The 25,744-nt window shown below is 58.0% G+C and carries 28 protein-coding genes and 2 tRNA genes; 14 read left to right on the top strand and 16 right to left on the bottom strand.

Annotated features, from left to right (window positions below):
- Positions 1-82 precede the first annotated feature (82 nt).
- From FGU71_RS01570 to FGU71_RS01555, 4 genes are all read right to left on the bottom strand, one after another.
- Positions 83-158: transfer RNA gene (locus tag FGU71_RS01570), tRNA-Thr, on the bottom strand.
- Between the two features lie 78 nt (positions 159-236).
- Complete coding sequence (locus FGU71_RS01565; RefSeq protein WP_142786943.1) at positions 237-1,013, bottom strand: hypothetical protein; 777 nt, start codon at positions 1,011-1,013, stop codon at positions 237-239.
- A 15-nt stretch (positions 1,014-1,028) separates the two neighbouring features.
- Positions 1,029-1,928: a hypothetical protein gene (locus FGU71_RS01560; RefSeq protein WP_142786942.1), complete on the bottom strand. Its 900-nt coding sequence runs from the start codon at positions 1,926-1,928 to the stop codon at positions 1,029-1,031.
- Positions 1,928-3,241, bottom strand: coding sequence for a replication-associated recombination protein A (locus FGU71_RS01555; protein WP_142786941.1), 1,314 nt, complete (start codon positions 3,239-3,241; stop codon positions 1,928-1,930). The genes FGU71_RS01560 and FGU71_RS01555 overlap by 1 nt, the downstream gene beginning before the upstream one ends.
- A 106-nt stretch (positions 3,242-3,347) precedes the next feature.
- Here FGU71_RS01555 and FGU71_RS01550 point away from each other — a divergent pair, with 106 nt between their 5' ends.
- From FGU71_RS01550 to FGU71_RS01540, 3 genes are all read left to right on the top strand, one after another.
- Positions 3,348-3,992, top strand: coding sequence for a PadR family transcriptional regulator (locus FGU71_RS01550; protein WP_234035590.1), 645 nt, complete (start codon positions 3,348-3,350; stop codon positions 3,990-3,992).
- Positions 3,993-4,155: 163 nt separating this feature from the next.
- Positions 4,156-4,590, top strand: a complete 435-nt coding sequence (locus FGU71_RS01545; protein WP_142786940.1) for a hypothetical protein — start codon at positions 4,156-4,158, stop codon at positions 4,588-4,590.
- Between the two features lie 152 nt (positions 4,591-4,742).
- On the top strand, positions 4,743-5,171 hold the full coding sequence (locus tag FGU71_RS01540; RefSeq protein ID WP_142786939.1) for a hypothetical protein: 429 nt from the start codon (positions 4,743-4,745) through the stop codon (positions 5,169-5,171).
- A 4-nt stretch (positions 5,172-5,175) separates the two neighbouring features.
- Here FGU71_RS01540 and FGU71_RS01535 read toward each other — a convergent pair whose 3' ends face one another.
- Positions 5,176-6,378, bottom strand: coding sequence for a glycosyltransferase family 4 protein (locus FGU71_RS01535; protein WP_142786938.1), 1,203 nt, complete (start codon positions 6,376-6,378; stop codon positions 5,176-5,178).
- A gap of 206 nt (positions 6,379-6,584) precedes the next feature.
- Here FGU71_RS01535 and FGU71_RS01530 point away from each other — a divergent pair, with 206 nt between their 5' ends.
- The 6 genes from FGU71_RS01530 (at position 6,585) to FGU71_RS01505 (ending at position 13,249) form a co-directional block, all read left to right on the top strand.
- Positions 6,585-7,763 carry a phosphoserine transaminase gene (locus tag FGU71_RS01530; RefSeq protein ID WP_142786937.1) on the top strand — a complete coding sequence of 393 codons (1,179 nt, stop codon included), beginning with the start codon at positions 6,585-6,587 and terminating at the stop codon, positions 7,761-7,763.
- 102 nt (positions 7,764-7,865) lie between these two features.
- Positions 7,866-9,449: a phosphoglycerate dehydrogenase gene (gene serA, locus FGU71_RS01525; protein WP_142786936.1), complete on the top strand. Its 1,584-nt coding sequence runs from the start codon at positions 7,866-7,868 to the stop codon at positions 9,447-9,449.
- 173 nt (positions 9,450-9,622) lie between these two features.
- A complete protein-coding gene (locus FGU71_RS01520; protein ID WP_142786935.1) occupies positions 9,623-10,729 on the top strand; it encodes an ATP phosphoribosyltransferase regulatory subunit in 1,107 nt (368 codons plus the stop codon).
- A gap of 15 nt (positions 10,730-10,744) precedes the next feature.
- Positions 10,745-11,146 (top strand): RidA family protein, encoded by a 402-nt coding sequence (locus FGU71_RS01515; protein WP_142786934.1) that lies wholly within the window; start codon positions 10,745-10,747, stop codon positions 11,144-11,146.
- Positions 11,147-11,298: 152 nt separating this feature from the next.
- On the top strand, positions 11,299-12,588 hold the full coding sequence (locus tag FGU71_RS01510) for an adenylosuccinate synthase (RefSeq protein WP_142786933.1): 1,290 nt from the start codon (positions 11,299-11,301) through the stop codon (positions 12,586-12,588).
- Between the two features lie 91 nt (positions 12,589-12,679).
- Positions 12,680-13,249 (top strand): L,D-transpeptidase family protein, encoded by a 570-nt coding sequence (locus FGU71_RS01505; RefSeq protein ID WP_142786932.1) that lies wholly within the window; start codon positions 12,680-12,682, stop codon positions 13,247-13,249.
- Here the strand turns inward: FGU71_RS01505 and FGU71_RS01500 are convergent.
- Positions 13,246-13,626, bottom strand: coding sequence for a DUF6768 family protein (locus FGU71_RS01500; RefSeq protein ID WP_142786931.1), 381 nt, complete (start codon positions 13,624-13,626; stop codon positions 13,246-13,248). The two genes, FGU71_RS01505 and FGU71_RS01500, sit on opposite strands and share 4 nt — an antisense overlap.
- Positions 13,623-14,207: an RNA polymerase sigma factor gene (locus tag FGU71_RS01495; RefSeq protein WP_142786930.1), complete on the bottom strand. Its 585-nt coding sequence runs from the start codon at positions 14,205-14,207 to the stop codon at positions 13,623-13,625. The genes FGU71_RS01500 and FGU71_RS01495 overlap by 4 nt, the downstream gene beginning before the upstream one ends.
- A 128-nt stretch (positions 14,208-14,335) precedes the next feature.
- Between FGU71_RS01495 and FGU71_RS01490 the strand changes: the two genes are divergently transcribed.
- Positions 14,336-15,340 (top strand): MarR family transcriptional regulator, encoded by a 1,005-nt coding sequence (locus tag FGU71_RS01490; RefSeq protein WP_234035589.1) that lies wholly within the window; start codon positions 14,336-14,338, stop codon positions 15,338-15,340.
- Between the two features lie 29 nt (positions 15,341-15,369).
- Here FGU71_RS01490 and FGU71_RS01485 read toward each other — a convergent pair whose 3' ends face one another.
- The 4 genes from FGU71_RS01485 to argH are packed head-to-tail and all read right to left on the bottom strand — an operon-like array spanning position 15,370 to position 19,111.
- Positions 15,370-16,227 carry a precorrin-2 dehydrogenase/sirohydrochlorin ferrochelatase family protein gene (locus FGU71_RS01485; RefSeq protein WP_142786929.1) on the bottom strand — a complete coding sequence of 286 codons (858 nt, stop codon included), beginning with the start codon at positions 16,225-16,227 and terminating at the stop codon, positions 15,370-15,372.
- Positions 16,224-17,483 (bottom strand): diaminopimelate decarboxylase, encoded by a 1,260-nt coding sequence (lysA, locus tag FGU71_RS01480; RefSeq protein ID WP_142786928.1) that lies wholly within the window; start codon positions 17,481-17,483, stop codon positions 16,224-16,226. The genes FGU71_RS01485 and lysA overlap by 4 nt, the downstream gene beginning before the upstream one ends.
- A gap of 12 nt (positions 17,484-17,495) precedes the next feature.
- A complete protein-coding gene (locus tag FGU71_RS01475; protein ID WP_407644389.1) occupies positions 17,496-17,738 on the bottom strand; it encodes a hypothetical protein in 243 nt (80 codons plus the stop codon).
- The gene (gene argH, locus FGU71_RS01470; protein ID WP_142788917.1) at positions 17,738-19,111 is read right to left on the bottom strand and encodes an argininosuccinate lyase; all 1,374 of its coding nucleotides are present in this window, start codon (positions 19,109-19,111) and stop codon (positions 17,738-17,740) included. The genes FGU71_RS01475 and argH overlap by 1 nt, the downstream gene beginning before the upstream one ends.
- Before the next feature lie 40 nt (positions 19,112-19,151).
- Between argH and FGU71_RS01465 the strand changes: the two genes are divergently transcribed.
- Entirely contained in the window at positions 19,152-19,748 is a 597-nt protein-coding gene (locus FGU71_RS01465; RefSeq protein WP_142786927.1) for a TlpA family protein disulfide reductase, read from the top strand.
- A gap of 22 nt (positions 19,749-19,770) precedes the next feature.
- Here FGU71_RS01465 and FGU71_RS01460 read toward each other — a convergent pair.
- Positions 19,771-19,846 (bottom strand) — tRNA-Val (locus FGU71_RS01460).
- A gap of 109 nt (positions 19,847-19,955) precedes the next feature.
- Here FGU71_RS01460 and FGU71_RS01455 point away from each other — a divergent pair.
- Positions 19,956-20,936: an asparaginase gene (locus tag FGU71_RS01455; protein WP_142786926.1), complete on the top strand. Its 981-nt coding sequence runs from the start codon at positions 19,956-19,958 to the stop codon at positions 20,934-20,936.
- Positions 20,937-21,013: 77 nt separating this feature from the next.
- Here FGU71_RS01455 and FGU71_RS01450 read toward each other — a convergent pair whose 3' ends face one another.
- The 4 genes from FGU71_RS01450 to fmt form a co-directional block, all read right to left on the bottom strand.
- Positions 21,014-22,129, bottom strand: coding sequence for a zinc-binding dehydrogenase (locus FGU71_RS01450; protein ID WP_142786925.1), 1,116 nt, complete (start codon positions 22,127-22,129; stop codon positions 21,014-21,016).
- 95 nt (positions 22,130-22,224) lie between these two features.
- Positions 22,225-22,977 carry a tRNA pseudouridine(38-40) synthase TruA gene (truA, locus tag FGU71_RS01445; RefSeq protein WP_142786924.1) on the bottom strand — a complete coding sequence of 251 codons (753 nt, stop codon included), beginning with the start codon at positions 22,975-22,977 and terminating at the stop codon, positions 22,225-22,227.
- Positions 22,974-23,498: a hypothetical protein gene (locus FGU71_RS01440; RefSeq protein ID WP_142786923.1), complete on the bottom strand. Its 525-nt coding sequence runs from the start codon at positions 23,496-23,498 to the stop codon at positions 22,974-22,976. The genes truA and FGU71_RS01440 overlap by 4 nt, the downstream gene beginning before the upstream one ends.
- The gene (fmt, locus tag FGU71_RS01435) at positions 23,495-24,400 is read right to left on the bottom strand and encodes a methionyl-tRNA formyltransferase (protein WP_142786922.1); all 906 of its coding nucleotides are present in this window, start codon (positions 24,398-24,400) and stop codon (positions 23,495-23,497) included. Before fmt ends, FGU71_RS01440 begins: the two co-directional genes overlap by 4 nt.
- A gap of 65 nt (positions 24,401-24,465) precedes the next feature.
- On the opposite strand from fmt, the gene recR reads away from it, so the two are divergent.
- Together recR and FGU71_RS01425 are read left to right on the top strand one after the other, a co-directional pair.
- Positions 24,466-25,062 carry a recombination mediator RecR gene (gene recR, locus FGU71_RS01430; RefSeq protein WP_142786921.1) on the top strand — a complete coding sequence of 199 codons (597 nt, stop codon included), beginning with the start codon at positions 24,466-24,468 and terminating at the stop codon, positions 25,060-25,062.
- A gap of 63 nt (positions 25,063-25,125) precedes the next feature.
- Positions 25,126-25,698 (top strand): peptide deformylase, encoded by a 573-nt coding sequence (locus tag FGU71_RS01425; RefSeq protein WP_142786920.1) that lies wholly within the window; start codon positions 25,126-25,128, stop codon positions 25,696-25,698.
- Positions 25,699-25,744 lie beyond the last annotated feature (46 nt).

Raw genomic sequence — 25,744 nt, 5'->3', positions numbered from 1 at the left:
AGTGATCTGCACCGCGATTAGCGCAGCAGCGTATAATCACCAAACAGGCTGACAATCGCGGGTATGGGCGGAGATGGAAAAGTGGTGCCGGCTGCAGGAGTCGAACCCGCGGCCTGATGATTACAAATCAACTGCTCTACCAACTGAGCTAAGCCGGCACTCTCATTTCGAAGGCGCGCTTATCGCCAAAATGCGTCCAATGTCCAGCCCAGTTTCGTGCAAAATGACCGAAGTGGTCACTTCTTTACCCGCCAGTCTTTGCGATAGGTCGATTCTTCAGTGTATTTGCGCGTCGCTGCGCGGTCTTGCTGTGCGAGCTCGGCTTCGGTCGAAACGCGCGCTGTATGGCCTTTGATCAAGGCGTCGCGCCGGATCGGGATGATCTGTGCAATGGGCGATCCGGCAGGGATCATGAATTCGCCCGGTCCGCCGGTCCAGATGAAAGGAAGATTGACTGTCGTGTCAAAGCGGTCGCAATCGACCAGCCCGGAAAAGCAATAAAACGGCAATTCGGGCCGGTTCATCACCGGTTGGAACAGCACGGAATACCCATCGGGCACCTTGATTCGCCACGGATTGATGAATTTCAGTGGCATCACCTGCTGGAACGGCGGCTCTGGCGCGCCCAGCTGTTCTGGCATGTGCTGTTCCAGCGGCGCAAAAGCGCAGTTCTCCGCCCAACCCATTGCAATGTTTACGCCGTCTTCTGGCACGCGCAGATGCACATCGTAGGGCATGGGGATCACAAAACCCAAAGCGAACGCATCGGTCATCGGAAGGCAGGCTTTTGCCGTTAATCCGGGCAGGCCGTTGGCGTCGGGGATGCCCATATCCGGTTTGAGATTGCGGAACCAGTCGGGCGCAAACCGGACCGCGCGCTGTGGCTCAGGTATGGTCCCTGCGAGTGCGGGATTGCACAAAAATTCAATTTGCGCCTCGTCCTGTCCAGCTGAAGAAGTTGCCGGAGCCGACGGCTGATTATCAAAGCCGAAACTGATGGAGAAATCGCTCATATCAATCAGATAGTCTTACAGCGCTCCGAAGGTCCAGCCTTCGGTGTAGGCAATCTCCGCTGTCAGGCATTTCGGCTCCCATCGCTCTTGCTCGGGCGCGACCTTGCGCAGCCAGGCGGCGGTTAGCAGAGCGTCTGATGAATGGTCATCGATTTCGCCTTCGCTATCTACCGGAGGGCACTCCAGCACGGATAAAGCCGCGTTGAGATCGGCATAGGTCAGCAATTTGGTGCGTCCGCCCAGGTCAGCGGTCTCTTTGGATGCAAGGCCGGTGTAAATTTCGACCAACATAGATCCGCCCGAGGTGATCCGTTTTTCGGGCACCGGGTCCATCGGCCAGACGGGTAGATCGCCGCGCAATTGATGCAGCATTCGCATACCGGTGAGCGATGATTTTCCGACCTGCGCCGCCCCCACGAGATTGAAATTGCTGACCGGACGGCATTTTTGCGCGCGCTGAGCGGTCTCCGCTTCACGAAAGCGGCCCTCACGCGATACAGCGCCGGGCAGCAGGAACTGATCCCCCGTATGGTCTTTGCCATGCCGGAAATAGCGCGAGGCGACAGGGTGGGTGACGAAGGTATTTGCGCCAAGATGCGGTTCATTGGCGCAAATCTCGTCGATCATTGCCCAAAGCCGCTTTGCGCTTTTCGGGCTGGCTTGCCATCCGGGGAAGAAAGCACCTGCGTCGTTGAACGGCAGGCTGATGCCAAGATCGATGCCCACCAGCGAATTTGCAGGAAGATCACTGCGCAAGATCTCCATGACCTCGGGCCGAGAAAAGCCGCGCGCGGGCGGATCTACCAGCACCGGCGGCCCGCCTTTGCCATCGGCGATGGCGATTGCGATACCCTTGTGCCGTTCCCCTTTGGCGCCGGACCAATCGATGGCGACAAAATGATCAAATTCGCGCATTATGATCGCCCCTCACGCAGACGGTTCCAATATTCGATGCGCTCTTTCACTTTGCGTTCAAACCCGCGCTCGACCGGCTCATAGAATACCTGCGGGTCCATGCCATCGGGCCAGTAATTGTCGCCTGAAAAGCCCTCTTCGGTGTTGTGATCGTAGGAATATCCCTCTCCATATCCGATATCCTTCATCAGTTTAGTGGGCGCATTGAGGATATTGGCGGGCGGCATCAGGCTGCCGGTTTCCTTCGCGGTTCGAAAAGAGGCCTTTTGCGCATTATAGGCCGCATTCGATTTGGGCGCAGTCGCAAGGTACAGGCACGCCTGCGCGATGGCGACTTCGCCTTCGGGTGAGCCGAGAAATTCGTAAGCCTGCTTTGCCGCAAGGCACTGTGTAAGAGCATTCGGATCAGCAAGTCCGATGTCCTCGCTGGCGAAACGCACCAATCGGCGCAGCACATAAAGTGGTTCCTCGCCCGCAGTCAGCATTCGAGCCATGTAATACAGCGCGGCCTGCGGATCTGACCCGCGCAAGGATTTGTGCAGCGCGCTGATCAAATTGTAATGCCCGTCGCGGTCCTTGTCATACACAGCAACTCGGCGTTGGAGGAACGCCCCAAGAGCGGCCGGGTCCAAAGGCTCGGGCAGCGCCGCATTGTACAGCGTCTCCGCCTGACCCAGCAGGAACCGCCCGTCGCCATCTGCGCTGGAAATCAAAGCGGCGCGGGCATCCTCGTTCAGGGGAAGGGGGCCTTCCAATTCTTCTGCGCGGACCAGCAAAGCCTCCAAAGCGGCATGGTCGAGCCGTTCAAGGATCAACACCTGAGCACGGCTTAGCAACGCGGCGTTGAGTGCGAAGCTCGGATTCTCTGTCGTCGCGCCCACAAGCGTGACGGTGCCGCGTTCAACAAAGGGCAGAAATCCATCCTGCTGCGCACGGTTGAACCGGTGTATCTCATCAACAAACAGCAACGTACGCTGGCCTGCGCCCGCCATTTTTTCCGCTTCGGCAAAGGCTTTCTTCAGGTCGGCGACACCCGAAAATACCGCACTGATCGAAGTAAAGCGCATGCCCACTTCATCCGCGAGTAACCTCGCTATGCTGGTTTTGCCTGTGCCGGGCGGGCCCCAAAGGATCATGCTGGATAGCTTGCCGGCGCCGACCATTCGGCCAATTGCGCCTGCTTCTCCGGTCAGGTGATCCTGCCCGATGACATCCGCGAGGGCACGCGGGCGCAGACGGTCGGCCAGCGGTGCGTCCTTGGCGGGCGCATCGCCTTTGACGGGCGCGGGGTCATCTCCAAACAGATCAGCCATTCGTCGTCCGGAATAAGGCGCTCGTCGGAAAAAGCCATCCACCTCTTGCAACGACATTCCTAAGATATATCTTGAACCTATCAAAAGTAGTCTGGAGTAAGAAGTTATGACTTGGCAGAAATATGGCAAAGGCGGCTGGAACAATCTCGGCCCGATGATCGCAATGATGGCGGCTTCGGCGGCGAGCGAGTGGGACAGTGGCGAGCAACGTCAGCGGCGCAGCCGCAATTGGCAGGACGGCCCGCGCCGGAGCAAACGCCGCGGCCGGATGTTTGGTCAAGGCGAGCTGCGCCTCGCTCTGCTTGCGCTCATCAACGAAGAACCGCGCCACGGTTATGAGCTGATTCGTGCAATTGAAGATATGACGGGCGGCGGATACGCGCCGAGCCCGGGGGCGGTCTATCCGACGCTGCAAATGCTTGAGGAAGAAGGCCAGATCAAACAGGCCAAGCCCAAGAACAAGGAAAAAGACGAGGACACCGGCGGTAAAAAGCCGTTCAAAGCCACGAAAACCGGTGTGGCCGAACTTGAAGAGCGCGCCGATGAGGTGGAGCAATTGATGGGCCGCCTGACAGAACACGGCGACCGCGCAGAGCGTGTGAAGGAAAAATCACCCGATCTGTTTCGGGCGATGGGCAATCTTGCCAATGTCCTTAAAAATCGCGCGGCGAGCGGCAAGCTCGATAAAACCGCGATTGACCAGATCGTCGATATTATTGACGAGGTATCCAAGCGAATCGAGCGGATGTGAGCCGCACAGAACCGGCTGCTGTCTGCAAAAGCGTGAACAGCGGCCGGTTAAGGCATTAACCATTTCGAAGCACTAATATTTGGCGGTGCGTTCATATCTGTCCGCTATCAGAGGTTCCATAATAACAAAACAAAACCCCTTGGAGGGCATGATGGAACTCGCAATGCAAAACGAACCAATGATCGGCCAGACGGGCACCCTTCAGATCAGGTTTGTCGGCGGACTGACGTTGATCTGGGCGCTATACGGTGCTGCGCGGTTTTTGGCGGTCCAATTTGGTATTCTGGGTGATCCACACACGGCGTCGGCAGAATTGGCGCACTTTGCGTCCTACCCGATCTGGGCAAGTGCATTTTGGGCGCTAACTGTTTGGGGCTGTATTGCTGGTAGCGCCATGTTGCTGCTTAGATCCAGCTGGGCGATTCAGGCCTTCGTTGTGGCAGTTATCGGATTGATCGGAACGTCGGCCTACCAATTGTCCCTTTCTATCAACCCATTCGCGTTCGAAGCGATGCCGATTGCAATGGCAACCTGGATCATCGCCGTCGCCTCGATCCTATTTGCCTCGATTGCCGACAATGCCGGCCAGCTCGGCTGAAATAAGGCGCGAACAACAATCTTGGGAAAAGGCGGCTGCGGCCGCCTTTTCTGTGTCTGGGACCAAACCCTTAATCCGTTTGCCGCATTTTGCCTGGTCTATTATCCTGTCTCACGGGAATGCCGGGTCGCGCCGAGCGAGGAGGGATAGATATGGAACAAATAGGACGAGAAAAGACACCTTGGCACCTGTGGGTGGTAGGCATTTTGACGCTGTTATGGAATTCGGTCGGCGGGTTTAGTTACACGATGACCCAGCTTGGCAAACTCCATGATCTTGGCATGTCGCAATCAGAAATCGCATATTTCGAAAGCCATCCTGCTTGGGCCAATGCATTTTGGGCTTTGGGCGTTTGGGGCGCGATTGCAGCCTCCATTTTGTTGCTGCTCCGGTCGCGTTTCGCAGTTCATGCGGTGATCATCGCGGTGATCGGGTTGCTGGGGTCAAACGTCTATCAATACGCGATGTCAGATATTCCCGAGACGCTGCGAAGCCCCGCATTGACGGTGATGATCTGGGTAACGACCCTGTTCATGCTGTTTTACGCGTCGCGCATGACACGTGCCGGTGTGCTGAAGTAAAGTTTTAGGCAGAGGCGGCTGCAATGGCCTCTTCTGCCTGCAAAGCGCGCCGGTCTTTGATCAGCCGTATGTACGTGTCGGCTACCGCCTGATTGATAGCTTCCCAGCTAAATTCGCGGCTGCGCGCTTCGCCCGCGGCACCATGGGACATGCGCAATGCAGGGTCGGTACAATAGGGCGCGATTGCTTCGGCGAAAGCTGCGGCGTTCGTTTCTTTATCTTTGGTCGGCGGCACCAGCTGACCGGTGATGCCGTCATTTACAAGGCTCGCAGCGCCTGTTGCGCCGGCGGCGGCCACGGGCAGGCCGCAAGCCATGGCCTCCAACGTAACATTGCCAAATGTCTCGGTGATGGACGGGTTGAAGAAGATGTCACCGCTGGCCAGTGCCTGACCCAGATCGGCGCCCGTTTTGAACCCGGCAAAAATACCCCCCGGCAAATTGGTTTCAAACCATTCGCGCGCCGGGCCATCACCGATAACCAGCACTTTATGCGGAACCTGACGTTTCCGCAGCTGCACGATCGTTTCGGCAAACACGTCCAAGCCTTTTTCCATAACGAGCCGCCCGAGGAAAACGATCGCAACATCATCGTCCGCCAGTCCGAGCGAGCGCCGCCAGTCCAGATCGCGTTTCTCCGATGAAAAAACGGTGCGTTCTACGCCGCGGCTCCACAGCCCGATATCGTCGTGCATATCCATCGCCAGCAATTCTTCGATCATGCTGTCAGATGGCGCGACCAGAGCATCGCAGCGGTTGTAAAAACGCTTGAGCAGCTTGACCACGAGCGGTTCCATAAAACCGAGCTTGTAGTAGCGCGGATAGGTTTCAAACCGGGTATGAACCGACGCGAGCACAGGAATATCCTGATCTTGAGCCCATTTGAGCGCCGCGTGGCTGGCGGGATCAGGCGAAGAAAGATGCACGATATTAGGCGCGAACTTTTCCAGATCCCGCTTCACTTTGCGGCCAAGCCCGGTGGGAATGCGATATTCGCCGCGCCCGAATGGCAGGCCCGCTGATGGCACACCGATAAGATCGCCGGTCGGTTCAAACGCGGGCTCTGCGACGGTCGGTGAATAGATGCGCACCGACGCACCATTGCCAAGCAACGATCCGACGAGCCGGTTCAAAGCCTGATTCGCGCCATCGCGCGTATAATTGTAATTGCCACTGAAAAGGGCGATGCGAAGATCGGACGTTTCCATCGCGCCCGTCTAGGCGACCGCTGCTTGACGCTCAATGTTTGTTTTTCATTCGCCAACCGTTGCAGGCAAAAAACATCAGGCTCAAACCAAATAAAACGGATAACAAACCGGACTCGCGCGTTGACTATCTGAAAGCCGCCACTATTGCGGCCAGTGGGCCACGCGGTCCCAACGCCGCGCGAGCTCTCTGTAAGGAGAGAATACAAATGACTGATTACGCACGTGGGCTCAGCCATGAGCCGCCGCTCAAGCCTGAGCGTCCTCAATTTTCATCCGGTCCGACTGTCAAGTTCCCCGGATGGTCCCTCGATAAAATCAAAACCGCCTCGCTTGGCCGGTCGCACCGTTCAAAGCTCGCCAAAGGCCGGCTGAAATACGCCATCGACCTGACGCGTGAACTTTTGGGCGTTCCTGACGATTACCTTGTCGGCATCATGCCAGCATCGGACACGGGCGCTCTCGAAGCGGCCATGTGGACCATGCTCGATCCCGCGCGCCCGGCAACGGTCGCGGCATGGGAAAGCTTTGGCAATGTCTGGATTCAGGATGCGGTAAAGCAGCTTAAACTGCCGAACCTGCAAACCCTTTCTGCCGATTACGGCGAAATCCCCGACCTTTCGACCATCCCGCAGCGCAATGATGTTGTGTTCACATGGAATGGCACAACGTCGGGCGCGATGATCCCGAACACCGACTGGCTTGAGCCGGGGCGCGAAGGTATCACCATCAACGATGCGACCAGCGCCATTTTCGCCATGGAGATGGATTGGGCAAAGCTCGATGCGACGACATTCAGCTGGCAAAAAGTGATGGGCTCAGAAGCTCAGCATGGGATGTTGATCCTCTCGCCCAAGGCCGTGGAGCGGATCGAAAGCTATGATCCGTCATGGCCGCTGCCAAAGCTGTTCCGCATGAAAAAAGGCGACAAGATCAACACTGGTATCTTCGAAGGCGCTACCATCAATACGCCGTCGCTGCTCGCCACTGAAGATTATATCGCCGCGCTTGAATGGGCAAAGTCGATCGGCGGGCGTCAGGCGATGTTTGACCGGGCCAATGCCAATGCGAATATCGTCAAAGACTGGATCGAAGCCAAGCCGTGGTTGCGCAATATGGTCGCCGACCCGGCGCAGCGCACCAACACCGGCGTTTGCATGATGTTCCAGGGCGACTGGTATGAAAGCCTGTCTGCCGAAGAGCAGGCCGATGTGCCGAAGAAAGTCGTCGCGATGCTCGAAGAGCGCAACGTCGGTTATGATTTCAACGGTTACCGTGATGCTCCGCCATCGCTTCGCATCTGGTGCGGCGGCACGGTTGAACAGGACGACATCCAGCGTCTCCTGCCGTGGATCGAGTGGGCTTACGAAACCGTCAAGAACGGCTGATCGGTGCGCGGCCCGAGTGGATCGGGCCGCCGCCACCCCTTCATATAAGAATTGCAGACCGCGCGGCCTGAACGGGCGCGTGGCTGGCCAAAGGAAACACCTATGACCAAACCTAAAGTGCTCATCTCTGACAAGATGGACCCCAACGCAGCGCGCATTTTTGAAGAGCGCGGCTGTGATGTTGATGTGATCACGGGCGAAAACCCCGAAGAATTGAAAGCCCGCATTGGCGAATATCATGGCCTTGCGATCCGTTCTTCGACCACCGTCACTCCTGAAATTCTCGATGCTGCGACCAATTTGAAAGTGATTGGCCGTGCGGGCATCGGCGTCGATAACGTCGATATCTCTTATGCATCGGGCAAAGGCGTGGTGGTGATGAATACGCCGTTCGGCAACTCGATCACCACTGCTGAGCACGCGATCGCAATGATCATGGCGCTCGCCCGCATGATCCCTGCGGCGAACGCGCGCACACAGGCCGGCGAATGGCCCAAAAAAGACTTCATGGGCATCGAAGTGACCGGCAAGACGCTGGGCCTGATCGGTGCAGGCAATATTGGCGGGATCGTCGCCAGCCGTGCTCTGGGCCTGAAAATGAAAGTGATCGCCTATGATCCCTTCCTTACAGAAGACCGCGCGATTGAATTGGGCATTGAGAAAGTCGACCTCGACAATCTCCTCTCGCGAGCGGATTTCGTTTCGCTGCACACGCCTTTGACTGATCAAACGCGCAACATCTTGAGCCGCGAGCGGCTTGAAAACGCGAAGCCGGGTATCCGCATTGTAAACTGCGCGCGCGGCGGATTGATTGACGAGGCGGCGCTTAAAGACTGCCTCGAAAGCGGTCAGGTTGCAGGCGCAGCCCTTGATGTGTTCGCCGTAGAGCCAGCCAAGGAAAACCCGCTATTCGGTGCGCCAAACTTCATCTGCACACCGCACCTTGGTGCATCAACCACCGAAGCGCAGGTCAATGTCGCGCTGCAGGTGGCTGAGCAGATGGCCGATTACCTCGTGAATGGCGGCGTCACCAACGCTCTCAATATGCCATCTCTTTCTGCTGAAGAAGCGCCTAAGCTGAAACCGTATATGGCTCTCGCAGAGCGGCTCGGTTCGCTGGTGGGCCAACTCGCGCATGGCAATCTGACAAAGATCAGCATCGAACGCGAAGGCGCCGCAGCGCAGCTCAACGGTAAACCGATCACTGGCGCTGTTCTGGCTGGTTTCATGCGCCGTTATTCCGACACGGTGAACATGGTCAATGCGCCTTACCTTGCCAAGGAACGCGGACTTGAAGTCAGCGAAATCCGCCATGAGCGTGATGGTGCGTTCAACACCCTAATCCGCGTAACCGTGGAAACGGAATCGGGTCCGCGTTCGGTTGCCGGTACATTGTTCGGCAGCGACAAACCGCGGCTGGTCGAGATTTTCGGCATCGGTATCGAAGCCGAGCTGGATGGTCACATGCTTTACATTGTCAATGACGACAAGCCGGGCTTTATCGGCCGGATCGGTTCGCTATTGGGTGAGCGCGGTATCAATATCGGTACGTTTAATCTGGGTCGCCGCGATGCGGGCGGCGAGGCTGTGCTTCTGCTCAGCCTGGATGAAGCGCCAACGGTTGAAACCATTGCCGAGGCTGAACAGGTCGAAGGCGTGAAGATGGTGACATCTCTGGTTTTCTAAGACCTTTATTCGATCGCGGGGAGCTGGTTCCGCCAGTTCCCCGCCTCCCTTTGCAAAGGGGGCAGCTTTACGGCCTGCGAACGGTCGCCTTTGCGGTTCGCAGGTGAACCGGTTTTCGCGTCTGTCTGCTTGTGCTTGTCGAAGGGCTGCGGATTGGCTAGCGCGCGGGTGAAATGACAGACAACACCGACCTCCTGCCCGAAGGGCTAGAAGACCGACTGCCGCAATCGGCAGAGCGGATTACCCAGACCATGCGCGCATGCCTCGATGTGCTGCATGGCCACGGATATGATCGTGTGCGCCCGCCCTTGCTTGAATATGAAAGCTCGCTGAGCCGGCGCATGAAGGGGCTATCCACCCGCTGGATGTTCCGGTTTGTCGACCCGTCGAGCCTGCGCACGCTCGCCCTTCGGAGCGATATCACACCCCAGATCGGCCGAATCGCGGCAACCAGCATGGCGGATCGCCCGCGCCCGCTTCGCCTTGCCTATTGCGGCGATACGGCTGTCATTCGTGCCAACCAGCTTGATCCGGCGCGTGAGCGTTTGCAGCTTGGTGCGGAATTGATCGGTGCCGATACAGTGGCCGCGGCCGGTGAAATTGTTGCTCTGGCGGTGCGTGCGCTCACTGCAGCCGGGCTTACCGGGATATCGGTCGATTTCACTTTACCTGATTTGGTCGATACGCTCGCGGCTCAAGATCTCACGATGCAGCCGGACACCGTGGAAGCGATCCGGCGCGAACTCGATACGAAGGATGCCGGCGGACTTAAAGCGGTAGGCGGCGAAGCCTATCTGCCGCTTATCCATGCGACTGGGCCGTTCAACGATGCGATGGCCAAATTGCGCAAACTGGATGCAGGCGGCGCGCTTGGCAGCCGGCTTGACGGGTTGGAGGTAATCGCTGCGCGTATCGGCGATTTGGCGCGGGTCACGCTTGATCCGACCGAGCGCCACGGGTTTGAATATCAAAGCTGGTTCGGCTTTACGCTCTACGCCAAAGACGTACGCGGCGCAGCCGGGCGGGGCGGAACCTACAAGATCGGCGGCAGCGATGAGCCCGCGACCGGTTTTACACTGTATGCTGACGCGCTGGCCGACGCCGCGCCCCAGCCAGAAACAACGCGCACTGTCTATTTGCCGATTGGATTTAGCGAAAGCAAAGCGAAACGCCTGCGCGCAGAGGGCAGCCGAACCATCGAGCAACTGACCCAAGACGAAGATCCGATCACGCTGGGCTGCACGCATATTCTCCAGGGTGGAAATCCCGTCGAACTGTAAAGGGGTGCTGAAAATATGAGCGACAAAGTTGGAATGGTTTCGATTGAGCCTGATCCGCTCGCGCCGTATTTTATCGCACCTGCGCGGCGAGTGGGGGATTTGCTGTTCCTCTCTGGCCAGGCCGCAATAGACGAGGATGGTTCCATTGTCGGCGCCAAGGGAGAGCCAGGCGATTTTGATGCTCAGCTTGAGCAAACATTTGCCAATATCCGCCGCGTGCTCGAAGCCGCTGGAAGCAGCATGGCAAACATCGCCAAGGTTACGATTTATCTCACCGATATGGCCGAATTTCCAAAGATCATTGAGGCCCGCAAGGCGCATTTCACGCCGCCCTATCCCGCTGATACCACTGTACAGGTCACAGGGCTCGCCCTGCCAGAGCTGCTGGTAGAGATTGATGTGATCGCCGCGGTTTGATCCCGCCGTGCGGCAAGCGGCCCGATTAAATGACGCATATGTTTTGCACGGTTCAAAAAATAGGCTTGGATGGCGGTGCAATCGCCTTGCTCTCGCTTGCTCAAAGGCCTAGGCCCGCGCGGTTTGTCGCATCCGATTAGAAAGCAGTTTCCATGGCTAACGTTACCGTGATTGGTGCCCAATGGGGCGATGAAGGCAAAGGCAAGATCGTAGACTGGCTTGCGAGCCGTGCCGATGCCGTTGTCCGGTTCCAGGGCGGCCACAATGCCGGGCACACTCTGGTGATTGATGGCAATGTCTTCAAACTCAGCCTGCTTCCATCCGGTATTGTGTCTGGTACAATGAGCATGATCGGCAACGGTGTGGTGCTCGATCCGTGGGCGCTGCGCGATGAGGTCGCCAAGCTCGAAGGGCAGGGCGTTCGTATCGATGATGACAATCTGGCCGTGGCTGACAATTGCGCGCTTATCTTGCCGCTTCACCGCGATCTGGATGGCCTGCGCGAGACTGCGGCTGGCAAAGGCAAAATCGGCACCACGGGCCGCGGCATTGGCCCTGCCTATGAGGACAAAGTCGGGCGCCGGGCGATCCGCGTATGCGATCTGGAACATCTCGATGATCTGGAGCCGCAGCTGGACCGGCTTTGCGCGCACCACGATGCACTGCGCGCAGGCTTTGATCAGCCGCCCGTTGATCGTGAGGCTCTGCTGGCTGAATTGCGCGATGTTGCGCCGTTCGTGCTGCGATTTGCCCAGCCAGTCTGGAAACGATTGAAGAAGGTCCGCAAAGCGGGCGCGAAAATCCTGTTTGAAGGCGCGCAGGGCGTGCTTTTGGATGTCGATCACGGCACCTATCCATTCGTCACCAGCTCCAACACGGTCAGCGGCACTGCCGCTGCTGGCAGCGGCCTGGGTCCGAATGCCACCGGTTTCGTGCTGGGCATTGTAAAGGCGTACACCACCCGCGTGGGCTCTGGGCCGTTCCCGACCGAGCTTAACGATGAAGTTGGTCAGGGCATTGGCGAGCGCGGACATGAATTCGGTACGGTCACCGGCCGCCAGCGCCGCGTCGGCTGGTTTGATGCGGTTATCGTTCGGCAAAGCTGCTCGATTAGCGGCGTAACCGGCATCGCGCTGACCAAGATCGACGTTCTTGACGGGCTGGAAACAGTCAAAATCTGCACCGGATACCGGCTGCGGGGGAATGTATACGATTACCTGCCCAGCCATTCCGGTGATCAGGCCAATGTCGAACCAATTTATGAAGAAATGGAAGGCTGGAGCGAAAGCACCGTCGGCGCCCGCAGCTATGCCGATCTGCCAGCCAATGCGATCAAGTACATTCAGCGTATCCAGGAATTGATCGAATGCCCCGTGTCGCTGGTGTCCACCAGCCCAGAGCGTGACGATACGATCCTGATGCGCGATCCGTTTGAGGATTAATCCTGCAAACAATAGTGACGGAGTCCTTAAGCGGGACATAGGCCAAGAGGCGCAATTGTGCTGCGCGGCGTTGCGCGCTATTTATTGGGGCATGGAACGCGCACTTGCCTTCTTGCTCCTGGTTACCCTAGCTGGCTGTTCTTCACCGGCAAAAGACGTGGTGCATTCGCCCGCGTCAGATCCGCGTGTTGCTGGTGCGCGTTCCATCCCAACCCCTGTACCTCAGCGACCATCGTCTCAGGTCTGGGCCGATTATCTGATCGTTGATAAATCGGAACGGCTGTTGATCGCGTATAATAATGGCAAGCCGATCCGGGCCTATCGCGGATTGAAATTTGGCGATGCTCCATCGGGTCATAAGCGTTTCGAAGGCGACGAGCGTACGCCCGAAGGCATCTATCGCATCGATACCCGCAATCCGCGCAGCAGTTTTCATCTCAGTTTGCGCATTTCCTACCCCAATTCGCAGGACCGCGCCTTTGCCGCGCAATATGGCCGATCGGCGGGCGGAGATATCTTCATTCATGGTCAGCCGACCGGCTATCGCGGACCGCCCTTGCAAGGCGATTGGACCGATGGCTGTATCGCGCTGACCAATGAAGAGATCGAGGAGCTGTGGCAGATCGTGCCCGATGGCACCCCGATCGAAATTCGCCCTTAATCCTGTTTTTCAGACAAGATCGCGACTTGAACCTGCAGCTTTTTGACCTCGCGCAGGATGGTCAACATGTTCATGCGGGCAAACATCCATTCTTTGGCAAAACCGATCATGACAAGCAGGGCAACGCCGGAAATCGCCCAAAGAGCGTGCACAATCGGTTCATTTGTCGAATGGGCGACTTGCCAGATGACGAACACGAATACGAGACCCATGATGACCGTGAAAGCAAAGATCAGTTTTGACCACCCGCCCAGCGGCCCTTTCCATGTGTCACCGATCTGCTGGAACAGGCCGCGGTCCCCTTCGAGTGTTTTTAGAAATTCAAAGTCATCGTCATTCAGCGCATCTTTGATGCGATCATCGATGTCGGTCATCATACGTCTCCTTGGTTTAAGCTGGGGTCGAGCGCCGCTTTCAATTTGCGGCGGGCGTGGAACAGGCGGCTTTTGGCGGTGCCTGTCGGGATGGATTGCACGTCGGCGATTTCTTTGAGCGTGAGCCCTTCAATAAAATGCAGATGAGCCGCCAGCCGCTGATCCGGTGGCAATTTTGCAAAGGCTTGGTTCAGCGCGATCGCTTCATCCTGCTGCGCGGTGCCTGTGCCTTGGCCAATGTGTTCGGCGGCCGGAGGGTTCGCCATGTGATCGCGATCCCGGATCTTGGCGCGCAAATGCGTCGCCCCGCGCCGGTGCAGAATTGCAAAAGCATAGCTGCGAAAGCGGGCCGGTTCACGCAGCTGGGCAAGCCCGCGCCAAATGCCGATCCAGCATTCCTGAGCCAGATCGCGCGCTAGATCGGCATCGCCAGTATATCGGTACGCCGCACGGATAAGGCGCGCATTCCAACGTGCATGAAGACGATCAAGCGCAGCGCGCTCCCCCTGCTGTACCATCACGACGAGAAGTTCGTCGAACAAGACACCGGAATTCGGCGTTGAAAGAGGGTTTTGATCGGTCATTACATTGGTAGTCTGACCATAGCGCCAAATGGTTCAATTGCCCGGCGCAGAACCCGAAGATTGCGCTAAAATCTTGACCTGATCTTGATTTGTTCTACTCTCGTTCCGTTCTTAACGGAGGCGATTCGATGGGTCAGGCTACATATACAACCGGTGATTTCGGCTATGAGACGGCTGGCGACACGGCTGACGACATGGCCTGCGACGCTGCCGGATTGCCAGCGCGCGTTGCGATTTTCGCAGATCGGCCGAATATGCGTAGTGAAATCGCGCAGGATTTGACGGGTGCAGGCTTTCGAACGCTGGATGGCGGGGAGATTGCGGTCCTGCTTGACGGTCCGATTACATTGCTGGGCGATGTGGTGATGGTCGATTGTCCGGTCATGGATCCTGCAGGAATGGCGGCTTTGGCGCGGCTGGACATGCGCATTGCCCGCGCCGGCGCGCATTTGATTGTATCGACATCGCTCGATGCGCTTGATGATGTGTTTGCTGCGCTAGATCAGTCAGATCCGCAGATTCTGGTTCAGCCCAGCCGGGCGGAACGGGTCGTTGCGGTTGGCAGAGTGCTGGCCAATGTGTCGAATGCGCGCTTGCGCGAGATGGGTGAAGAAGATCGGATTGCGTTGCTGCGCCTGTCCCAGCAAGTGGATTCGATTGCTCAGCAGCTGGACCGCATTTCGCTCATCGATGATAGCGCGCCGTCGCACATGAACGAATTTAAGCAAGATTATCGCGGCAAGGATGATCGCCCGATTGCGGGCTTTGGTGGTGGCCGTTTGCCGCTCCCCAATCCGGCCCTGATCCGGCAAATCATCGCCAGCCGTCAGGCGCGCACGCGGTTTTTCGATGCGGAGCTTTTTGCCGACCCTGCGTGGGATATGTTGCTTGATCTGACTGCGGCCCATGCCGAGCAGAGCCGGGTCTGCGTCACGTCCTTGTGTATCGCAGCGGGAGTGCCAGCGACAACTGCGCTGCGGTGGATCAAACAATTGGTGGATACCGGCGTGTTTGAGCGGATCGCGGACCCTGCGGATAAACGCCGCGCCTTCATCGCGCTAAGTGACAAGTCAGTCGAAGCGATGGCGCGTTATTTTGCCGAGGTCGAAATTCCGCTTGCGCATGCTGCCTGATCGGCTGCCCGCCGCCGTCGTGCGGCCCTTTAGGCTGCGGGATGATATCGCAGGATTACGGTGAGCTGTGCAGTGGATTGATTCTTGAGACAGGCGGGCAGGGTGCCTTCTTTGCGTGCTTTTGCGCAGGCGGTACCAGGACATTGGAACCGCTCGGCGTCGGCGCGGGCTCTGGCCAGGATCGCTGACGGTACATCTCCATCTGCGCATACGGCATCGGCCTCTCCCAGAAGCCGTGCCTGTTTGATTGTCAGATCATCGGGATCGGCGCTTGAAAGGACAAATTCGGCTGTTCGCGCTGAAGGTTTTGGTGCGCAATGCGCCGCCCATTCCTGCACTTTTGCATGGGCATTCGGGTCGAGCGGATCGAGCACCCCGCCTTCACCCAGCGCGTGATCCAACGCTTTGCGCCGATCGGAGCCTGCGGGATAATTCTTACGCAGGGCCGGGCGCGCAGCAAACAGAGCGTTTGCCAGCTTACCAAGAGTATCGGGTAAAATCCGCTCCAGACGAAGCCGGATATGCTTGGCGAGCCCCGCCGACGCTCCGCCTGTCCCGACTGCGATTAATAACGGATTGCGGTCCAGAATGCTCGGCGTGGTGAAATCGCACAGCTCCGGGCGATCAACCACGTTCACCAGCATACCAGCGCACCGCAGGTTAATGGCGGCCACTTCGCACGCTTTGGGATCATCATAGGCAATGAAGGCGATCCGCACGCCTTCATCGATGGCGCGCTGCACATCATCGACAATCACGCCGCCCGCGCGCGCAACCAACCGCCGTTTGGGTTCAGCAGCCTCGCCTTCGCCCAAAACCAGAATCTGACTTCCGGCGATCTGGTGGAACAGCGGCAGGCTTCCCAATTCTGGGCTGCCCGGTGTCATGCCAGCCAGTCCGGCACCCGCTCTGCGTCCATAATTGAACCAGCGTCAATACGGTCTGCAACAACCGCAAAGGCATCGCCATCGACCAGCACTTCGGCAACGAAACCGCGCGAATTATAACTTGATGCCATCGTCGCGCCATAGGCGCCCGCAGTGCGAAAGACCGCAAGATCGCCGCTTTGCAGCGCGTCACATTCGCGGCCCATCGCAAACGTATCGCCGGTTTCGCAAATCGGGCCGACAATATTGGCGGTCATATCAGCGCCGCTTGGCTCAACCGCCTCAAAATGGTGATACGCTCCGTAAAGCGCGGGCCGGGCCAGATCGTTCATCGCCGCATCGACAATCACAAAGGGGTGATTGAGCCCGCGTTTCACCCGCACCACGCGGGTCAACAAAACGCCCGCATTGCCCGCGATCACGCGTCCCGGTTCAAAGATCAGCGATACGCCCCAATCTTTTGTCACTCGCGCTACCATCGCGCCATATTCGGCCGGGGCGGGTAGCACTTCGCCTTTGCGATAGGGCACACCAAGACCGCCGCCCAGATCGACATGCGTGATGGTGTGACCCGCTCCGCGAAGCGATTTTACCAGCGCGCCCAATTTTTCAAACGCATTTTCCAGCGGGGCAATCTCTGCCAACTGGCTGCCGATATGCACTGCGACACCGCGCAGGTTCACGCTTGGCTTGGCGGCGAGTTTGCCGAAAATCTGCCCGGCCTGATCGATGGGTACGCCAAATTTGTTGTCGGCTTTGCCAGTTGAAATCTTGTCATGCGTGCCTGCATCAACATCGGGATTGATCCGCAGCGCGCATTGCGCGGTGAGGCCCATCTCCGCAGCGATCTCGGCGAGCTCCAGCCCTTCCTCTTCGCTTTCAATGTTGAACTGGCCAATGCCTGCCTCCAGCCCCGCGGCGAGTTCTGCGGCGGTTTTACCAACCCCGGAGAAGACTATTTTTTCCGGGGCAATACCGGCGGCCAGCGCGCGGCGCATTTCGCCAACAGATACGCAATCTGCGCCGTAACCCTGTTTTTGCAGGACTTTGAGCACCGAAAGGTTCGGGTTGGCCTTTACCGCAAAGGCGATCAGTTTGTCAGGCACATCGCCGAGCGCTTCGCGAAAAACGCGGGCATGGCGCTCCAGTGTGGCGCGCGAATAGACATAGACGGGCGTGCCGACAGCTTCCGCGATACGCGGCAGCGGTACATCTTCGGCGTGCATCACGCCGTTCTTGATTGCGAAATGATCCATCAGCTTTTGTGCTTATTCCGGAGGAAGGTCAAAGGGGTCATCGCCGCGATCCTCGGATCTGCGGCGCAATTCCACACTGCGCTCGGGCGCAGCCAGCGTGTCGAGTTTGAGAAGTTCATCGGTTGTCGGCTGCGCAGCCGCGCCATAGGGGGCGGGGGGCAGGCTTGCGCCTTCAGGCGCCGCAAGCGGCGCGCGGGTACCGCAAGCGGCCAGCGTGACGCCCAATCCCAGACTTAGAACAATCCGTATCATCATCAATCCATACCCAACTGTTCGCGCGCACGCTTCACTTGGTTACGTACCTGAGCGGGAGCGGTTCCGCCATAACTTGATCGCGCCGCAACCGAAGCATCGACGCTGAGCGCGTCGAACACCCGCGCATCAATGCGCGCATCAATGGCTGTGAGGTCGCGCAAAGGCAATTCGTCGAGCGCAACGCCGCGCGATTCGGCCAGTTTTACAGCTGCACCGGTGATGTGATGCGCCTCTCGGAATGGAATATCCGCTGCGGTCACCAGCCAATCGGCCAGATCGGTTGCCGTGGCATAGCCAAGCTCGGCGGCTTCGCGCATTCGGTCGGTCTTAAACGTGCTGTCTGCAACCATGCCGGTCATTGCCGCGATGCTGAGCGCCATCAGGCCCGCGGCCTCGAAGACCGGCGGCTTATCGTCCTGCATATCCTTGGAATAGGCCAGCGGCAGGCCCTTCATCGTGATCATCAAAGCGGTTTGGCATCCGATCACACGCCCCGCATGGCCGCGCACCAGCTCGGCGGCATCGGGGTTTTTCTTTTGCGGCATGATAGAGCTGCCAGTGGACAGCGTATCGGGCATGCGCACAAAACCATAAGGCTGGCTGGCCCAGATAATCATTTCCTCGGCGAGCCGCGAGAGATGCAGCGCGCAGGTGCTGGCCGCGTAAAGGTAATCGAGCGCAAAATCACGGTCCGATACCGCATCGAGCGAATTGGCGGTTGGCCGGTCAAAGCCCAGCGCCTCTGCTGTCATATCGCGGTCAATCGGAAAGCCTGTGCCCGCCAGAGCTGCGCTGCCCAGCGGGCTTTCATTAAGCCGTATGCGCGCATCGGCAATGCGCGAACGGTCGCGGCGGATCATTTCGTAATAGGCCAGCAGATGGTGACCAAGGGTCACCGGCTGAGCGGTTTGCAGATGGGTAAAGCCGGGCATGATGGTTTCGGCATGTTCTTGCGCACGGGTGACCAGCGCGCGCTGCAATGCGGCAAGTCCTGCGTCCATATCATCAAGCGCCTCGCGCACCCAAAGCCGGAAATCTGTCGCTACCTGATCGTTGCGGCTGCGCGCGGTGTGAAGGCGTCCTGCGACAGGGCCAACAATCTCGGCCAGTCGGGCCTCGGTGGTCATATGAATGTCTTCGAGGTCCCAGTCCTCCGGCACGCCATCTTTCTCATATTCTGCCGCAACCTGAGCAAGACCGTCCTGGATCGTTTTGGCGTCGGCATCGCTCACTATGCCTTGTTTCGCCAGCATCGCCGCATGAGCGAGGCTTCCGGCGATATCCTGACGCCAGAGCGCTTTATCGAACGGGATCGAGGCATTGATTTCGCGCATGATCGCGCTAGGCCCTTCTGCGAACCGGCCGCCCCACATGGTGTTGGATTGCGGGCTGGTCGTGTTGGAGGTGTCGCTCATGATCCGGTCTTTGCTCATTCTTGCCGCGTCGGCGTTTACTCTTGCTGCGTGCGATAGTGCGAGCGAGACAGCGACGCAACGGGCTGAGGACACGATTGGCCCGAGCTACACCCCGCCGCCCCCGGCTTTGCCCGGACAAATTGTGCGCTTTAAAGCCGGGACCCAGCTTCCGCCGCTTACCGTTATGGACCCCGATGGCGCACAATTGAGCCTCGCCGACTTAAAAGGCACGCCGGTGCTGCTTAATCTATGGGCGACATGGTGCGCGCCATGCGTGATCGAAATGCCGACGCTGAATGCATTGGCCAGCGAGCTTGAAGGCGAGGTTAAAGTTCTCACCATAAGTCAGGATGTGCGCGGCGCAGAAGTGGTCGCGCCGTTTTTCGCAAGCCGCGACTTTGCCAATCTGGAACAATGGCTGGATCCGGACGCACAGCTTAATCAGGCCCTGAATGAAGAAGGCTTAATGCCGGTTACGATTCTGTTCGATGCCGAAGGCAAGGAATTGCTGCGGGTCGCGGGCGGTTATGAATGGGATTCAGAAGAAGCCATCGCCGCGATCAGGGAAGCATTGACGCCCGAAGGCGGTGATTGATCCATTGCGATGTCAGGAAACGTGGTGGGCGATGACAGGCTCGAACTGCCGACCCTCTCGGTGTAAACGAGATGCTCTACCAACTGAGCTAATCGCCCCACGTTGAGTCGCTTATAATCAAGCGAGAGAGCGCTATCTAGCGGCAAAAAGTGCAAAATCAATCGCTGATGTGGTGGAAAATGCACTTCGTGGGTAAAGGCGGTGCATATGAGCAACCCAAATCTCCTCGTTCTGGCCACTGGCGGCACCATTGCGGGCTCCGCCGATTCGGCGACGCGGCACGATTATCGGCCCGGACAAATCGGCATTGATGATTTTCTGGCTCGAATCGAAGAATTGGGGATTCCGGCCAATCTGACCGGCAAACAAATCGCCAATATCGGTTCGGAAAACATGACGCCTGCCATCTGGCGCGATCTGCACCGGGCAGCGGTAACGGCAATTGGTGATCCGGTATGCGATGGAATCATCATCACTCACGGCACCGACACGGTCGAGGAAACCGCATTTGTGCTCGATGTGACGCTGCCTACGAGCAAACCTGTGGTGCTGGTTGGCGCGATGCGTCCGGCTACGGCTGTGGGATATGATGGTTTGCGCAATTTTGCGAATGCCATGCGGGTCGCAAGCGATCCCGACGCGGCGGGCCGCGGTGTGCTCGTTGTGATGGGGGACCGGGTGTTTGCGGCGCGCGATATTCGCAAAAATCGCACGCGCGGCACCGATGCTTTTGCAGGATTTCCGCGCGATGCGGTCGGACTTGTCACGCCAAGCGCACTCGATTGGTTTGGCGCGCCGTGGAGAATGGACGAAACCGCGCGATTCGATTTCAGTGCTGACCTGCCCGATGTCCCGGTGCTGTTCATCCATGCTGGCATCACGCCTGAATATGTCGACCGGTTGGTGACAACAGAGACGCGCGGGATCATCGTGTGCGGTGTGGGGGAGGGCAATATGCCCGATAGCGTTCGCGAGCGTTTGATAAGGCTCGCCCAAGGCGGGCTTCGCGTTGTCCGGGCGAGCCGTCTGGGCGAAGGTCTGGTCGATCGCGAGCCAGAGGATGACGCAAACGGCTTTGTCGCTGCGCGCGCGCTCAATCCGGCAAAGGCGCGCATATTGTTGCAATTGTTGATCGCGGCGGGAATTTCCGATCCCGCCGCGATCCAATCAGAGTTTGATAGAAGGTAGTTTTCCCTACGCACGCCGTCCGGCGCGCCACATCCTCGCTATCGCGATCAAAGATCGCCTGCGAACACTCATGTCAATTACCCCCAAGGCGTGACGAGGTATTTCTCGCCCGTTTTCATCTGCCGATAATCTGTGATCGCTTCCTTGGTCAGCATACCTTCGAGATCGACTTTCGCTTTGTAGCTTGAGGCAAAGGTCGTGCCGAGGTTCTGTTGAACGCGGGCACGCATTTTCCCGACTGTTTCCATGCCGGCCTTGGCGAGGAAAGGGGTGAGTAGCCAACCCGAAACGGTCCATTGCAGACCGTAAGACGGGGTTAGAATGGTCGGGTTCTGGAGATCCAGACGGCCATATTGATACATTTTCTTGTCTTGGTTTGAGCCATAGCGCGAATATTCGCTCATCTGTTTGACCGCGACCTGCTCCATCGCTTTTAGGACGTGATCGGTGTTCTGACCGCCGCCAATCGGATCAAAGCCGAGAAACGCACCGGTTTCGGCAATCGCTTCGCGTAGTTTGCTCATGTAATCATCGTCAGAAGAGTTCACGACATATTTGGCGCCTTGGCTTTTCAGCAGATCGACATGCTCCTGGCGGCGCACAATATTGACCAGCTTCATGCCGTCTTCGATGCAGATTTTGTTGAGCATCTGGCCAAGGTTGGATGCCGCCGCGAGATGCACGATCGCATCATGGCCTTCCATCTTGGCGGTTTCGACAAAGCCGAGCGCGGTCATCGGGTTCACAAAACTGGATGCGCCTGCTTCGGCGCTGTGATCACCCAGCGGCAGGCACATCATCGCGTCTGCAATGGCATATTGGCTGAAAGCGTTGCCCGGTACGCAGGCGACACGTTGGCCCATCAGAGCCTTTGCCATGTCGCTGTCACCTGTGGCCACAACAGTGCCTGCGCCTTCGTTACCGGCTGGCAGGCGTTGACCATGGCGGCTTCTCTGGCCGGAAAGGAACGGTTCGGGCATCTGCGCCACGACTTTGCCTTCCGAATATTCGGCATTTTCAAAGTCGGCGGCGCTGGTCAGGATCGCGAGATCAGATGGGTTGATCGGCGCGGCTTCCATTTTGACCAGCACTTGATTGCCGGTGGGATCGGGGAACTTCTCTTCGCTCACCTCAAGCGTGAGCTGGCCATCGGCCGTGAGCGTGGTGAAAAGTTGTTTGCCGGTAGTGGTCATTATCCGTCTCCTAAAATTGTGTTGCCGCCGAGCTAGGGCACGGCGCCTTGCATTGCTAGGGTAACGTTAGGTCAAGTGCGGCGCGCTTTTCCGTTTTATGGATAGATTGCCTCGACAAAATAGAGCCCATAGGGCGGAGCGTTCAGGCCCAAAGCTTGCCGATCGCGCGCTTCCAGGGCTTCGGCAATTTGCTCTTCGCGCCATGTGCCTTGGCCCACCAGTCGCAGGCAACCAACCATCGATCTGACTTGATGATGCAGGAAACTGCGCGCCGCGACCCGGCAATGGATTTCAGGACCAAACAGGCCATCGACCTGTTCAACATCAAGCCGGTCCAACGTCTTTACGGGATCTTTTGCCTGACACATTGTAGACCGGAACGTGGTGAAGTCATGGAGCCCGATCAGCGATTGTGCGGCGCGGTGCATCGCATCAACGTCCAGCTCCGGTGCGACCTGCCAAACGCGGTTTTTCGCCAAGGCAAGCGGTGCCCGCCGGTTTACGATGCGGTACAGATACCGGCGTCCGATGCACGAAAAGCGCGAATGCCAGTCGTCATCCACAATCTCGCAATGGTTCACACCAATGGGATTGGGCCGCAAATGCGCATTCACAGCCTCCATCAGGCGGAACGGGGTCAGGTCTTTTTCAATATCGACATGGCTGACCATCGCGATCGCGTGAACGCCTGCATCCGTGCGCCCGGATGAGTGCATTGTGACCTGTTCACCCGTCACCTTGAACAGCGCCTCCTCCATCGCCTGTTGCACGCTCGGCCCATGCTTTTGCCGCTGGAGCCCCTGAAACGGGGTGCCATCAAATTCATATGTCAGCGCGTAGCGGGTCATGGTCCAGAGTTCACAAGGATGCCGAGTGGAGGTTTCTTGGAGGTGCAAGGCACAATTGGATTGAGTGTTGGCTCTAAATCCATGTTTGAGAAATTAAGATCGACTACTTCGTCCATCTCAAGCTTTTCGAGATCAACTAAATATGTGTAGGTCCGGCTGGGAGCAACCTCGATGACCGCGAGGCGCCCTTCAAACCACCCCATTTTGCAATTCGCGTTCGCGAGAGTGCAATCCCGATTGGCAATGTTGTCAAAGCTGTCGTATCTCCAGACTTTTCCATCAAGCACCAAGAAATCATAGAGTACAGAAACCGCTCCTTGGTCGTCCTCACAGCTGATTAGCTGATCCAGAACGGGATCGGCGATTGTTTCGGCAATATCTGCTGGTTTGACAATGGGGACCGGATCAGTTCGCGGGGGCAAGGGAGGCTCTGGCTCCACCGAGCATGAATTGAGTTGATAGGTAAAGAACCCTATCGAGGCCACCGCAACGCAAAGGGCAAAGACAGGTTGCCTGCTCATGATAGAACCGTGCTCGGTTCGACCGGTCGCCCACGCAGAAAGTCCTGCGTATCCATCGCAGGCTTGCCAGCGCGCTGCAGGCGCAGGGGGCGGATTGCACCAGTGCCGCAAGCGATAGTGAGCGCTTCATCGAGGATAGTTCCGGAATCGCCCGTTTGATCCACTTCTTTTGCACGCAACAACTTGATCCGCTCGCCTTCCAGTTCGAACCATGCACCCGGAAACGGGGCGAGGCCTTGTACGTGGCGCACCAGTTCGCTTGCGCTACGCGACCAATCGATCCGCGCTTCGGCTTTGGCGATCTTGGGCGCGTATGTGGTGTCTCCGTCATCTTGAGGTTGCGCGTCGTAACTGTCGAGATCAGCCAGCACTTCCACCATCGCGCCCGCACCAAGTTCGGCAAGTTCGGCGGTAAGATCACCCGTTGTCTTGTCTGCAATCGGTGTGCGGACAATATGCAGCATCGGGCCGGTGTCCAGCCCTGCTTCCATCTGCATGATGGTAACGCCGGTTTCCTCGTCTCCTGCCATAATTGCGCGGTGGATCGGTGCCGCTCCGCGCCAGCGCGGCAGAATCGAGGCGTGGATATTCAAGCAGCCATGCGTTGGCGCATCCAGCACCGCTTGCGGCAGGATCAGTCCATAGGCCGCGACAACCGCAACATCGGCATTCAGCGCGGCGAATTCGGCCTGCGCCGCTTCATCGCGCAAGCTTTTGGGTGATCGAACCGGGATGCCAAGCGCCTCCGCCTTGGCCTGAACCGGGGAAGGGCGCAGCTTCTTGCCCCGACCCGCCGGACGCGGCGGCTGGGTGTACACGCAAACGATTTCATGCCCCGCTTCGTGCAGCGCGACGAGCGCAGGCACAGCAAAATCGGGCGTCCCCATGAAAGCTATTTTCATTTTTGGGCGCATAACGCGGTGCCTTGGCCTTTCTCGAACATCGCCAAGCCCCTATCTCTACCCCCATGGCATCGCAAGAGATCGAAGCGCTTTCAGGCGTATTGGCCCGTTTGCCGGGGCTGGGGCCGCGCAGTGCGCGGCGGGCAGTGCTGTGGCTGGTGAAAAACCGCGAACAGGCTCTGCCTGCTTTGCTGGAGGCGCTGGATGCGGTGTCGGAGACGCTGGTCGAATGCCAGACATGCGGCAATGTCGATACCAGCGACCCGTGCGGGATCTGCGCCGATTACAAGCGTGATGCAAAATCGCTGTGCGTGGTCGAAGACGTGGCCGATGTGTGGGCATTGGACCGTGCGCGCCTGTTCCAAGGGCGCTATCACGTATTGGGCGGAAAATTGTCCGCGCTTGACGGGATCGGTCCAGAAGATCTCAACATCGCCAGCCTGCTCGATCGTGTTTCAGGCGGTGAGGTTGATGAGGTTGTGCTCGCCATGAATGCCACACTCGAAGGGCAAACGACCGCGCATTACCTTGCCGAGCGGTTGGAGCCGTACAATTTGCGGATCACGCAGCTGGCCCACGGCCTGCCTGTGGGCGGAGAGTTGGATTATCTCGACGAGGGTACATTGGCGCAGGCATTAAGAGCGCGGCGACCCGTCACCTGAACTGATTACGCAAATCGAACTGTTCTGCTTGCGAGCGGGCGCGGCACGCACTAAATTGCGCCTATGGCTATTCGCGAAATCCTTGAAGTGCCGGATCCCCGGCTCAAAACCGTGTCCGTCCCCGTCGAAGCAGACGAGTTTAACGACGATCTCAAAACGCTCGTCGAGGACATGTTTGAAACCATGTATGATGCGCCGGGCATTGGCCTTGCCGCCATTCAGGTTGGCGTGCCCAAACGGGTATTGGTGATCGATCTGCAACCCGACGATCCCGACGCGGAACCGGTCGAGTGTGACCATGACGGGCACAAGCACACGCACCCCGCGACCAAGAAAGAGCCGCGCACCTTCATTAATCCGGTTATTGTCGATCCGGCAGACGAGCTTTCAACCTATCAGGAAGGCTGCTTGTCCGTGCCTGAGATTTACGCGGACGTAGATCGCCCCGCGACCTGCACCGTCAAGTATCAGGATCTGAACGGCAACCATCACGAGGAAAGCCTCGAAGGGTTGCTCGCGACCTGCCTGCAGCACGAGATGGACCACCTCGAAGGCATTCTTTTCATCGACCACCTCTCGCGTTTGAAGCGCGGCATGGCTTTGAAGAAGCTGAAGAAGATCCGTCAATTGGCGTGATGGTTTGCGCAGAGCATCTGCGCTGCGATGCCATTGAATAGGCTTG

This window comes from Erythrobacter insulae (assembly GCF_007004095.1).
Lineage (GTDB): Bacteria > Pseudomonadota > Alphaproteobacteria > Sphingomonadales > Sphingomonadaceae > Erythrobacter > Erythrobacter insulae.
Note: the sequence above shows the minus strand (reverse complement) of the source record. Positions and strands in the feature narration are given on the sequence as shown.